This is a genomic window from Bacteroides sp. A1C1 (genome assembly GCF_004328515.1).
Lineage (GTDB): Bacteria > Bacteroidota > Bacteroidia > Bacteroidales > Bacteroidaceae > Bacteroides > Bacteroides uniformis.
In genome coordinates this window covers 1,636,070-1,649,411 of sequence record NZ_CP036491.1, presented here as the reverse complement: position 1 = coordinate 1,649,411, position 13,342 = coordinate 1,636,070, and the positions used below count along the sequence as shown (strand labels likewise).

Annotated in this window: 8 protein-coding genes; 3 read left to right on the top strand and 5 right to left on the bottom strand. The window is 43.5% G+C overall.

All coding sequences use genetic code 11. From position 1 onward, the window contains the following. Nucleotides 1–19: 19 nt before the first annotated feature. Nucleotides 20–643 carry an HU family DNA-binding protein gene (locus tag EYA81_RS06905; protein ID WP_005834690.1) on the top strand — a complete coding sequence of 208 codons (624 nt, stop codon included), beginning with the start codon at nt 20–22 and terminating at the stop codon, nt 641–643. 148 nt (nt 644–791) lie between these two features. Here the strand turns inward: EYA81_RS06905 and EYA81_RS06900 are convergent, their stop codons facing one another. The 5 genes from EYA81_RS06900 to EYA81_RS06880 all read right to left on the bottom strand — a co-directional run bounded on the left by EYA81_RS06900 (nt 792) and on the right by EYA81_RS06880 (nt 8,332). Next, nucleotides 792–1,100, bottom strand: a complete 309-nt coding sequence (locus EYA81_RS06900; RefSeq protein ID WP_005824948.1) for a nucleotidyltransferase domain-containing protein — start codon at nt 1,098–1,100, stop codon at nt 792–794. A 3-nt stretch (nt 1,101–1,103) separates the two neighbouring features. Further along, the gene (locus tag EYA81_RS06895) at nt 1,104–1,376 is read right to left on the bottom strand and encodes an HI0074 family nucleotidyltransferase substrate-binding subunit (RefSeq protein WP_005824947.1); all 273 of its coding nucleotides are present in this window, start codon (nt 1,374–1,376) and stop codon (nt 1,104–1,106) included. Nucleotides 1,377–1,466: 90 nt separating this feature from the next. Further along, entirely contained in the window at nt 1,467–3,020 is a 1,554-nt protein-coding gene (locus EYA81_RS06890; RefSeq protein ID WP_005824945.1) for a hypothetical protein, read from the bottom strand. Nucleotides 3,021–3,228: 208 nt separating this feature from the next. Next, the gene (locus EYA81_RS06885) at nt 3,229–4,914 is read right to left on the bottom strand and encodes a RagB/SusD family nutrient uptake outer membrane protein (RefSeq protein ID WP_005824940.1); all 1,686 of its coding nucleotides are present in this window, start codon (nt 4,912–4,914) and stop codon (nt 3,229–3,231) included. A 22-nt stretch (nt 4,915–4,936) separates the two neighbouring features. Continuing rightward, nucleotides 4,937–8,332, bottom strand: coding sequence for a TonB-dependent receptor (locus EYA81_RS06880; RefSeq protein WP_131225547.1), 3,396 nt, complete (start codon nt 8,330–8,332; stop codon nt 4,937–4,939). A gap of 403 nt (nt 8,333–8,735) precedes the next feature. Between EYA81_RS06880 and EYA81_RS06875 the strand changes: the two genes are divergently transcribed. Together EYA81_RS06875 and EYA81_RS06870 are read left to right on the top strand one after the other, a co-directional pair. Beyond that, nucleotides 8,736–9,584, top strand: coding sequence for a hypothetical protein (locus EYA81_RS06875; RefSeq protein ID WP_008662810.1), 849 nt, complete (start codon nt 8,736–8,738; stop codon nt 9,582–9,584). A 412-nt stretch (nt 9,585–9,996) separates the two neighbouring features. Then, a complete protein-coding gene (locus EYA81_RS06870) occupies nt 9,997–13,338 on the top strand; it encodes a TonB-dependent receptor (RefSeq protein ID WP_008662812.1) in 3,342 nt (1,113 codons plus the stop codon). Nucleotides 13,339–13,342 lie beyond the last annotated feature (4 nt).

The window sequence follows — 13,342 nt, the reverse complement described above, 5'->3', positions numbered from 1 at the left end:
CTTTAACGCAGTTTGAACTATGGCTATTTTGTTTGATTGGTACGAGAATCCGGACTCGTACGACAAATCTCCGGAAGATAAAATCCTTCATCCCCGTCTCCGCCTAAATGGGAGCAGGTCTACCGATGAATTGCGGCGGGACATCCAGGCACGTTGCTCATTGACAGAAACCGATGTGACGGCTGTGCTTGATGCTGTGTCGCACGTCATGGGCAGGGAACTTGCCGAAGGAAGGCAGGTGCATCTCGACGGCATCGGCTACTTTCGCGTGTCGCTCACCACGACCGAACGGGTAGTGGCTGCTACCAAGCGTAAGTTGACGAAGGTGAAGATGGCGGGTGTGAAATTTCGTGCCGACCAAAAACTGAAAAATGAAATTGGTACCATCAAGGCAAAGGCTTTGAAGGCAAACGAGCATTCGGCTAAACTGACGGATAAAGAGATAGACCGTCGGCTGACCAACTATTTCGCCACTCGCCCTTTTATGACACGGAATGACTTTCAAAGCGTTTGCGGCATGATGCGTACTACTGCCATGCGGCATATCCGTCGGCTGCGCACCGAAGGAAAGTTGAAGAATGAGGGAACAATGCTGCAACCGATTTATGTACCCGTTTCAGGATATTACGGTAAGAATGAGTGACTTATAACTTTGAACGAAGAAATCTTGTGGTGAGGGCAAATTTTGCCCTCACTTTTTAAATTTGCTCTCACCCACCTCTTGAATGCCGATGAATAGGGCGATGCGTGCGAAAGGTGAGGGTGGTGAGGGTGGATGTGTGAAATTTAGTTTAGTTTGATGGGCGGCTGAATATGGGTATTCCCATACGGTGTATATGTTCCAAAAGGTCGGCATTCTTTAATTTGCCATAGATGGAAAGGTCTACGCTGTAAGGCAAAAGCAGGTCGTCTATTTCATCGGAAAGGCTGCTTAAAGTATTATACGTAAGTCTGTCTCCCATCAGCGTGATGTCTATGTCAGAAAAAGGCTTGAAATTTCCTTTGGCTCGTGAGCCGTACAAAACAGCCTGCTCTATTTCTTCATGTTTCCGGAAGAGATTGCATAGCTTTTCCAGTTCATTGTCGGTCAATCCGTACATAGCTCAATCGAATAAGGATGGTGTATTCAAGGATTGCATTTTCTCTTCAGAGACTACATCGTTGTCATGATTGTGCGATGTCAGATTTCGGGCTTCTATAGTCTCCGTCCATTGCTTGTCATCAATCAATCCCATTTCAAGGGCTTTGCGTATGGCATCACGGGAGCTGCGGATGTCGGTATACCCCTGATATTCTGCATAGTCCTTCATCACTTTCCAGGCCAGTTCGTGGGTATATTCAAAACGCTGTATCCATCGTATGTCTTGCTGTACCATGATAGCTGTCTGTTTTTAAGTAAGCAAATATAAGCTTCTTTTGTGTAACGAGCAAATGGATGGGGGCTTTTTCGTGAAAGCTGTCTGGGGCTATTTTGGAGAAAGGCTGTTTTTAGGTGTGGAATAAGTTCCTGAATTTGTTGAGCCGATGTCGAAATAGTTATATATGTATGTTCTGGTTCCACATGCATTTATGAAATCAACCGTTACGCAAACTCGTTCAATTTCATGACTGTTCCGACTGCTGAAAGTAGTGAAATAATATCCTTGCATGTCTACCTCCCAATCGCAGTCAACACTCCAATGAAAATCATGCGCACCTTCAGGAATAGGATTCAATCCGCATTCACCTCCGCTTTGTGACAGATAGCCATATATAATGTCATGGTCATTTTCTTGTATTCCTGATACATTGAAAGTAATTGGTTTGGAAAACTGAACAGTGTATTCCTTTGTGTGTACTATTGCGGTTAAGGTCGTATAAATGGAACTGCCTCCGGGTGTCCCTAAATTATTCAGGGTGATAGCAGGTGATGCCTGATTTAATTGCGAATATAAATCGTTGCCAACAATCCAATCCACTGTTGCTTTTGTGGGAAAATTCTTGATACTGAATGTCCCGTTGTCACAGATTACGTCAGGGCCAATCAGTTGCATTGATGTCTTAGATACACTCAAAGGTAGCTCATTGGTAAAATTATCGGTTTGATTTTTATATTTGTAGCTCACTTTGACACTTGCGTTACCGGGTTGTGTCGGTACGATTGTTACCGTAGAGCTGTTCTGACCACTTACTATCTTAATATTCTTCCCGGTCCAATAAAATGTATGTGCCTTGCTGTCATTGATGGAATATATGTATTCTTTATATTGTTCAATATTTCTGTAGCCATCTATTTGAGGACCCATATTGGGAAAACTGATATTGCTTTTCCGAGCCATGAAATACTCTTTTGCTCCGATAGAATTTATGTAGAAATCATGGACTTCTACTCCGACATCGCTGTTCTTGAAGGCTTGCTTTGATTTCAAATTTATTTGGAATCTACTTTGTGTGACAGATGCACTTTGAGAGACTTCAGCGAATAGATTTTTATCGTAAGTCCACTTTATGCCCGTATCTTTGTTTATGGAATAATTGCACCAAAGTGTTATCGTATCTCCCAATTCAAATGTTGAAGGGGCATTGATTGGCATAGGTTTCATTTTGACATTGATGTTTCTTAGATCTGCGGTAAGTTCGATTGTACTTTTTTCAGGACGTACCATCAGGGTAGAATTACTACCTGCTTTAGTCCATAATACATTTATTGGAAAATGGTTTTTTCCTGCTGGAATTTGGGTTACCCATGTACTCTCGAATCGTTCTTGGTAGTTTGTTTTGAATCGTGCTTCTCCACCGACTGCTGAAATTCTTATACCTACAGATTGTTTTTGTATAGGAATACTTAAATCATAAGTGTAGTAACCATCACTAACATAGGGGTTCATTTCGCCCGTAATAGTACCGCTTATGTAGGAAGCACGTGTTGTGACATCAGAATAGAAATCCTTATCTTGTAACTCGTCTGTTTGTTCTTCTTTGTTGCAACTACTATTGATGAAGCAGATTAGTAGTACGAAAAATATGTTCTTCTTTTTCATGATATGTTTCTTGTTAGTATGTTATGAACGAAGGGAAAGTATATGATATTGATTTATGGTTCCTTTTAGAAGGTGCTATTCGTGTTTCTATACACCTTTTAAAGGGAATAACAAAAGCGTCCATACATTTGTATTTAGATACATGGAATGTATGAACGCTTTAATTAAATCCAAACGAGGTACAGCGCGATATGCTGTTTTTAGTTGATTACCAACCCGGATTCTGCTTCATGTTTTTATTCAGGGTCAACTGTGTAGTTGGAATCGGGTAGAAATAATGTTTGGCTTCATAAGTACGGATTTGTGCATCGGAGGCATCTATATATCCGTTCTTGGTCGCTTCTTCACAGTCAGGCACATTGCTTACGTTGGCGCCCAACATGGTGTTCGGGTACTTGGTTGAATCCAATTTGTCGAGCTGGTGCCAACGGATTAAATCCCAATATCGGTACCAGTTATCCATAATCAGTTCGCAACGGCGACAGCGGCGTATCTCCCAAATCAGATTGCTTACTCCCATATTATTGGCAGGATCGGCATCTGGAGTAGTTGTCATAGCCGGCAGGCCGGCACGAGCTTGAAGCTTGTTTATGGAGTTGTTGAGATCGTCTTGTGTGAGAGAACCCATTTCGGCTTTGGCTTCTGCAAAGTTCAGATAAATAACTGAAATCCAATAGAGCGGGCAGTCGGTGTATTGGTAGCCGATGTTGTTTCGGTCGCTTACACTCAATTCTTCGGGGTTATCATACTTGGCGATGCCATAACCGGTCGATGTGGTGAAGGCTGCTACACCGGCACGGCTGTAGGCGTGGCCTCTGAAAGAAAGTACCGGGTCAAGAATTTCGGACAGGCGCTTGTCGCGTACGGCCAAAACCTCTCTTATAGAGTAATTTTTGTCTGCATCCAATACGGCTGCATCGTCCTTGTTTTTCGAGGTTGTTGCCAACGGTTTTCCATCAAGGAAAAGGAAACTGTCGAATGCGTCCTTTGAAATGCCGTGCGTACCACTTGTGTTGATTGTGTAGTCAATGGTGGAGTGCCTTAGCGAACTTTGTGCATAAGGCTTGTAGAAAATCATTTCCGGATTGCTTGCCAGGCTGACAGAATTATAGTTGGCTTTGTAACTATTACTTAGAGAGTAGTTTTTGGCCATAAGATATTCGCAGGCTGATACACATTCTTGCAAGTATTTGTTGGCGCGGCTCTCATCAGCGGCTTTGCCATTCTCGGCTTGAGTGCGATATTTGCAGTATGTACCTTCATATAAGGTGATGTCTGCTTTCATGGCATATGCCATGTCGGTGCTGAAACGTTGCCGATTGCTGTTTGCGGTAATGTGTTCGCACGCATAATTGATGTCTGCCAGCACATGGTCCATCACTTCATCCCGGTCGGTGCGTGGTCCGTAGAGGGCTTCGTTGTCGGCTGGGTCGATAACTTTGTCTATCCATTGAACATCGCCGTACATACGGACCAACTGATAGTATTCCCACGCACGGTTCATGCGTGCAAGACCTTCATAGTGGGCCTTTGTTGCTTCATCAAGAGAGGAAGACTGTACACCGGCAATGATATAGTTGGCGCGTCGGATTTCTGTGAAAGGGGCTGACCAGTTTGTGGAAGATGCGACCACGTTAGTGTAAGTCCAGTTATGGCTTTCTGCATCTACCTGGTCATCGCTTATTGTTTTGAAGTAGAACCATCCTCCACTGGCTCCGTTGCCAAAGCCGGTAAAGTTGTTATAAAAAGTATTGCACTGATTATCCAAATTATCGGTGTTGCTCCAGTATGCCGGAGTATTCGTGAAGGTATCCAAGGGGGATTTGTCCAGCAAATCGTTGCAACCGGTTAACATCGCCAGCGCTGTGACCCCATATATAAATAATTTCTTCATTGTTCTTAAGTTTTTGAGGTTGTTATAATGTTACCTGGACTCCAAATGAGAATGTGCGTGTAATAGGAGCTATACGTCCCCATCCACCGGCTGTAAGTCCATTGCCTGTACTGATTTCGGGGTCGACTGGAAGGTCATTCCCTTTGTGGAGCAGAAAGAGGTTGCTGCCACTGAAGTAGATACGTGCTTTCTCAATGTAGGCTTTGCGTGTCCACTCTTTCGGAAGGGTATATCCCACAGTTACGTTCTTCAGACGAAGATAGGACATGTCTGTCAAATAGCGGGATTGGGGATAGTAGTTGTTGCAGCCGTTAGCTATACCGGATACGGTACCTCCACTATTATTTGTACCACGATAAAGACGTGGATAACGGTTGCCTTGATTTACCTCATAACCGGTAATGGCGGTATAGTCTGAATTCCAAAGCACTTTGTTATAGCTTGTTTGGTGGGAATAGATGGCTACGTCGGCATGTACCATGGCGGGAAGGTTTAGGGAAGAAGTCGTCCAGTCCTCACGTTTGCCTACACCTTGGAAGTAGAGGTCAAGGTCGATACCTTTCCACGCTCCGCCTAAATGGAAGCTGTATTCGTAGCGTGGCATAGAGTTTCCGATGACTTTCAAATCGCCGTGGTCGTCTGCTGTGCCTTTTCCACCGTCAATCTTGCCATTGCCGTCCAAATCCTTGAACTTGACGTCTCCCGGGCCGTAATGGAAATTACCGGATTCCAGTCCTGCCTGGCTTGCAATGCCGTTTGCATAATTCCATGAACCGTCTGCATTTTGGCTGGTGAAGTCTTTTTCCTCGAAGTAACGGTCGGTTTCAAAACCGAAAATGTCACCGTAGGTTTTACCGGTGTAATAGGTGCTGAGCAGTTTGGAATCATTGTCCCACTTTGTTACTTTAGTCTTGGAGTCACCGATGTTGAAGTTGGCATATACGTCGAAGTCGCCGAAGGTATGGCGCCAGTTCAAGTTCAACTCCCATCCACGTGTACGTAAGGTACCGGCATTTTCATAAGGAGCAGAAGCACCCAGAGTGTTCGGCAATACTTGTGCCGGTGCCAGCATGTCACGATTCTCACGTTGGAACCAGTCGAAACCTATAGTCAGTTCGTCATTCAAGAGACCCAGGTCAAGACCTATATTGAGGGTGCGGATACGCTCCCAGGTCAAAGTACTTGATACCAAATCCGGCATGTTATACATGGTCAGGAGATTAGCGTTGGCATTATTGTTTTCAATCCAATAGATATAGCCGGTACTTTTATTGTTCAACCGTTGGCTTATTAATTGTTCGAACATGTAGTCGCCCACAGCCTCGTTGCCGATTTCGCCAAAAGAAGCACGCAACTTACCATTGCTGACAATATGTTTCAGTGGGGCGAAGTAGGCTTCTTCGGAGAAGCGGTAGCCGATGGATGCAGAAGGGAAGAAGGCCCACTGGTCGGTATGGGGGAAACGGGAAGAACCGTCGTAACGTCCGTTCAGTTCCAATAAATAAATGCCTTTGTAGTCATAATTGATACGGCCGAAATAACCGGCAGAAGCGCGGGATGTATGATTCCAACTCAAATCTTGTCCATCCTTGCCAGCCATATTCAGTTCGGGGTATCCCTCTTGATCGTACATCACATTGCGGGTACCATACAGATATTTGTATTCCTCTTCTTCTGCGTTGACACCTGCCATTACATTCAGATTGTGTTTTTTGGCAAATGTTTTGGTATAGTTTACGTATGCGTTGGCCGTCCATGTGTTCTGTTTGGAAAAGTCTCTCCAGATACCGCTATTGCCTTTAGTGACGATGTAAGAGGGTACCGGTTTCCCGCTCCAATTGATGCCGTAAACGGAGTTGTCCTGCGAACCGCTGTTCATATTCTGAATGGCATATGTAAAGTCTGCATTAAGGGTCAGTCCTTTAACGATTTCAGCTTTCAAGAAAGTGTTCATACGGGTCAGGTCTGTTGTCACTTCACGATCGGCAGCTTGCTTCTGCATGGCCATGACGCGTGTGTCATAGCCGTCGATTGTGCCCGAAGGAATGAAATAAGAACCCCAACGCCACAAATATTGGTAGGTGTTGGCCCATGTGTCCGGGCGTTTATAGTTCTTACGACTATAGTTGATGCGTGCACCCACCTGTAGCCAGTCGTAAACATTAGTGGTGACATTGACTGAGGCATTGTACTTTTTTAGTTCGTCCGGGTGAATCTTCATCTGTCCTTGCTTTTCGTTGTAGCCGAAAGATAGGTAGTAATTGGTCTTACCAGATGTTCCTTGTATAGAAACATTGTGGCTCATGGAAGGAGCAGCTTTGTTGAAGTAGATGTCCTGTACATCCCAGTCAGCATAATAAAAAGGAGTGCCGTCCAATACGATATAGTCACCCACGTTACTATCGCTTTGGTAGAGGTTCATAGGACGGTAGCCGGTCTTGCCGCCGTTCTGTTGCTGCCACTTTTCGGCGTAAGGTAACAATTTGTCGAAATACATACCGAACAATTCAGGCATACCGGCACCACCGTTCATACTGGCTTCGATACCCATCTTTAATTGTGTGGGTACATCGGGATAGTCCGGCAGGTAAGTAGCTTGATCCCATGCAAAATTGTTGCTGTAATTGATGGTAACCTTTTCGCTAGGCTTTGCGCTCTTGGTATTGATTAGAATCACACCGAAAGCGGCGCGCGTTCCATAAATGGAGGAAGCGGAAGCGTCCTTCAGTACGGAAATATTTTCGATGTCTTGCGTATCGAGGAAAGAAATGTCATCCATCGGAACGCCGTCCACTACAATGAGTGGATTGCTGACTTCTCCATTACTCAATGTCCCCAAACCACGTATACGCATGGAGGCTGTCTCGTCGATGGCACCACTTGTGGTGAGAATGCTTAGTCCCGGAACAGCCCCTTGCAATGCTTTGGCTACATCTTGTTGTGGACGACCTGCCATTGTCTTGTTTAAGTCCACTGTAGAAACTGCTCCTGTCAAGTTAGCCTTCTTTTGTACACCGTAGCCTACTACTACTACTTCATCCAGCATCTCGGTATCTTCTTTCAGAGTTATTCTCATCGTTTTGGCTGCCTTCACTTCTTGTGTCTGATAGCCCACAAATGATATTTTTAGTGTTGCTCCCGGTGTTATGGTCAATGTAAACTTACCGTCTAAGTCGGTAATTCCGCCGTTGGTAGTCCCTTTTTCTACTACGCTGGCACCGATAATCGGTTCGCCGGCTGCATCGACAACTAAACCGCTGATGGTGATAGCTTGTAATTGTTCTGTTACACCAAGCGATTTATCAGGATTGGCTTGTGCAGCCATCACGTTGCCGCTACTTAATAACAGTGAGCTGATTGCCACTACTGTGAGGAGTTTGCTATGTGTTAGTCCTCGTTTTTTGTGATCTTCATTCATAAATGATTGATGATTTGTTGTTAATTAAATACTTCTTAAATTTAGGGTAAGGGTAATAAGGGCCGAATAGTGAGACTATTCAACTTGCAGGATTGTTTCTTCTTCCATAGGCATTTTCTCTTTTTAAAGGTTCATAACTTTATATTATCTCTTGTTTTCCTATTTGTTTGCTAAGTTCAGATGGAACTTGGAATTCAGTCAGATAGTATCTTATTGTTAGTCTGTTATCGTCTTGTTTTGACTAAAACGCGGTTGCGTTGGAAAAGTGGGAATACTTTGTTGGATGATTGAGGATATGAGCAAAAGGGAGATGTATGGCCAGTAAAATGATTTTTTCTTGAAATAGCCTTGGAAAGATTAAAAAAAGCTATATATTTGTATTCAATTCTAAAACTAACTACCTATGAAACTAATTGCAGAAAGTGGTTCTACGAGAACAGAATGGGCGCTGGTTGAAGATAATCGTCTGATACAGCGAGCCTTCACAGAGGGCTTAAATCCTTTCTTTCAAACGAGAAGAGAGATTAGCCGAAGTGTGCGGTTAGGATTACCCGAGCATTTTTTCAAAAGGAAATTGGAACAAGTCTATTATTATGGTGCCGGATGTACTTCTTATGAAAAGAAAAATGTATTGGGAGCTTCATTGGTAGCACAATTCAAAACTCCAATTCAGGTAGAGAGTGATTTGCTGGCAGCTGCACGTGGCTTGTTCAAATGCGAGGCCGGCATTGCTTGTATTTTGGGAACCGGCTCAAACTCATGTTTTTATGATGGGAAAATCGTTGTAAAGAATGTCCGGGCAGGAGGTTACATTCTGGGGGATGAGGGTAGTGGTGCTGTATTGGGCAAAATGTTTTTGTCTGATGTACTGAAAGGTTTGGCTCCTAAAGATGTAACGGCGGATTTCTTTGAGAAGTTCCGTATAAGTCCGAATGAGGTTATGGAATCTGTGTATAACCGCCCGTTCCCCAATCGCTTTTTGTCTACTATATCTTATTTTTTGGCTGATTATACCAATGATGACTATGTATTTGAGCTGATTACCGGTAATCTGAGAAATTTCTTTACTCGTAATGTCTGCCAATATGACTACAAAAATTATCCTATTCGTTTTGTGGGTTCATTGGCTTACAGCTACGCGGCCATTTTGCGGGAAGTTGCCCGTGAATTTGGCATCGAACTGGAAATCATTGAAGAAACACCAATGAATGGCTTGATTGAATTCCATTCTTTAAATATAGAAGAACCTTAAATTCTTTATATAATAAGGTGTATAACTTCCTTTTTGCAAATGTATAAATATAAAGTTAAATAAATGCAAAGGAATGTTCTTGATATTAAATAATAATGTATCTTTGTTAGGACGAAATGAATGAATCATTTCTCACCTTTGTTAATAACGAGTTTTTTATCTCTTAAAACAACCAATAGAGTTAAGTAATTAACAAGATTTTAACCTTGTATAATATATAACTAAGTTCCATCTGGACTTGGTAAATAAATAGAAAAAAGAGAGATAATATAAAAATGTGAACCTTTAAATAAAGAAAACGCCTATGAGAAATTAAAGAAGCCTTCGGAAATAGTCTGACTAATCCGAACTATATGATTCCCTTACCCTAATTTTGAAAAACTGGTTTAATTAACAAAATCATCAATCACTTATGAATGAAGATCGCAAAAAACGAGGACTTGCCAATGGTAAGTTCTTTACGGCGGTGGCAATCTGTGCTCTGTTTTTAGGCAGTGGCAACGTGATGGCTGCCCAAACAGCATCCAACGACTCACAAGGAGTACAAGAACAGATGCAATCTATCTCTGTGACTGTCACAGTTGTAGATACAAAAGGTGAACCTATTATTGGCGCCAATGTCATTGAGAAAGGTACGACCAATGGTGGTATTACGGATTTGGATGGAGTTTCCAAATTAAATGTAAAGCCCGGTGCTATTCTGCAAGTATCATTTGTGGGATATACTACTCAAGAAGTCAAGGCAACTTCGGTAATGAAGGTTGTTTTGAAAGATGATACGGAATTGTTGGATGAAGTTGTCGTAGTAGGTTATGGTGCACAGAAAAAGGTGAACCTGACCGGTGCGGTGGCTTCCGTGGATGTGAACAAAACAATTGATAGCCGTCCTATCACGGATATAGGCCGTGCCTTGCAGGGGGCGGTACCGGGATTGACCATTACTACTAACTCCGGTGAGATAGGTGGTGCGCCTACTATCAAGATTCGTGGTAGTATCGGTTCTCCGAATGGTGACTCCAAACCGTTGATTCTGGTAGATAATGTGGAAGTAACGGATATTTCTATGGTGAATCCGGACGATATTGAAAGTATTTCTGTATTGAAAGACGCCGCTTCTGCTTCTATTTACGGTGCCCGTGGTGCATTTGGCGTATTGCTGATTACCACAAAATCAAGAAGTAAACATGAACGTCTCTCTGTAAAATATACCAATAACTTTGCATGGCGTACGCCGACCAAGACACCCGAACAACTTCCGGGATGGCAGCAGGCTGATATTAACTTGCAAGGTGTAATCAATCAGACTAAGGGGTCTACCGCATTTTATAACGTAGTGGGTAATATGCGTGTGGATGCTACACATGTGCAGAAAATGAAGGATTACTGGGACAAATATGGCTATGGTGACCAGTTTGGTCGTGAGATGGAATTGGGTCGTGACTTTGAGTTCCGCGATGGCGGTATGTTCTTTATCCGTACTTGGGACTGGTATGATGAATACATCAAGGACTGGGCTCCGCAGCAGAACCATAGCCTTTCTATCAACGGTGGCAACGGAAAGACTAATTACAATATCGCTTTGGGATATCTGAGCCAGGATGGTATGATGAAAGTCAATTCGGACAACTATAAGCGTTACAATGCCAATATCTCTTTGAACTCTGAATTAAACAAATATGTGTCTATCCGTACAGGTGTCATGTTCACCCGTTCTGACTACGACAAGCCATTCAACTATAATACTGATCTTTACGACCCGATGTACTATCTGTATCGTTGGCAGCCGATGATGCCTTACGGTACTTTTGAAGGCAAGGAGTTCCGTAACGCCTTGACCGAACAGAAAAGTGCTCCTATTACCACAAAAGAACGTGAGTATCTGCGTTTGACAGGTGGTGCAACTATCAAGCCTATCAAAGATTTAACACTGGATATAGATGTTGCTTATAGCAGCGTGGAAAATCGCTATAAGAAGTATGGTACACCGAGCTTGACCAGTGGTTATGAAATCTTCACTGCCCGTCCGTCTGTTGAGGCATTACGTGATTCTTATGGCAGTTATCTATCTGCTGCTACTTATGATTATGTATATCAGGAAACCGGACGCACGGAGAATCTGACAGCCAATTTCGTGGCAACTTATGCCAAACGCTGGGGAGATCATGATTTTAAGGCAATGGCAGGTTCCAGCCTTGAAAAGAGCGAATATGAATATTACTGGGCGCAACGCAAAGGTCTGCTCGACCCCGCAAAACCGGAATTGAATCTGGCTACAGGTGACCAGACTACAAGCTCCTCGCATACTTGGTGGTCTGTAGCAGGCTTCTTCGGACGTCTTAATTATTCTTATAAAGACCGATATATGTTGGAACTGAACGGCCGTTATGACGGTTCCTCCCGTTTCCCCTCTGGGAATCGTTTCGGTTTCTTCCCATCCATGTCTGCCGGTTACCGTATTTCTGAAGAACCGTTCATGCAGTCACTGAAGCCTTATCTGAGTACGTTGAAGATTCGCGGCTCTTGGGGTATGATTGGTAACCAGGATGTAGGTACCGACCGTTATATCTCCACTCTGTCCACTTCTGTAGACAGTTGGATTATCGATGGAAAGAAAGTACAGTCAACACAAAAACCGACTATTGTGTCTTCAACCCTTACTTGGGAGAAGGTTACTACACTTGACCTTGGCTTGGATGCCCGTTTCTTCAATGACGCTTTGGGAGTAACGTTTGATTGGTATAACCGTACTACCAGTGATATTTTGACTACTGCCAACCTACCTGCCACATTGGGTGCTGACGCTCCATATGAAAATATGGGTACTATCCAGACCAAAGGATGGGAACTTGCCATTGACTATCGCCATACCTTCAAGAATGGTCTGCACTTTGGCGTGACGGCTTCTGTTGCCGATGACAAGACTGAAGTAACCAAGTGGACGTATAATACAAAGATTCCTTCTTATGGAGCTACCGGCTGGTGGGATAAGAGTGCTTATAAAGAAGGTATGGTTTTGGGAGATATCTGGGGCTTGCAGTTCGACCGTTTCTTGACGGAAGATGACTTTAATGCTGACGGTTCTTTGAAAGCCGGTTTGCCCGACCAGACTAAAGTATTCCCTGCCGGTTATCAATTTGCTCCCGGTGATGTGCTTTATAAAGACCTCGACAACAACGGTGAAATCGTAAAACAGACCAATACAAATGACAAGGGTGACCTTAGTGTTATAGGTAACGCCCTGCCGCGTTTACAGTTTGGTTTGAATCTGGATGCTGCTTGGAAAGGCTTTGATATAAGCATGTTCTTCCAGGGGGTAGCCAAAAGAAAACTTTGGGCGGCAGGTAACCAGGTATTACCAGGCTTTACTACCGGTGAACCCTTCTACAAAGGTGCTGAGGATTATTGGACTCCCGAAAACACAGATGCTTTCTATCCCCGTCCGATGGATTACAAGCAGTCTGCTTCGGGTAACTATAGCGTGAATGACCGCTATTTGCTGAATATGGCTTATCTGCGTCTGAAGACGTTTACTGTAGGATATTCTCTTCCTAAGGTTTGGTTGAGTAAATTCAAAGTGCAAGGTTTGCGTGTTTATTTCACTGGTGAAAACCTTTTCACCATCGACGGTGTGAAACCTGCTATCGATCCGGAAATAGGAATACGTACGGCCAGTGGTAAGAGTGACCAGCGTAACTTTGGCCGTAGCTATCCATACCAGAAGACAGTGTCGTTCGGTATTCAGCTTAGTTTATAATCTA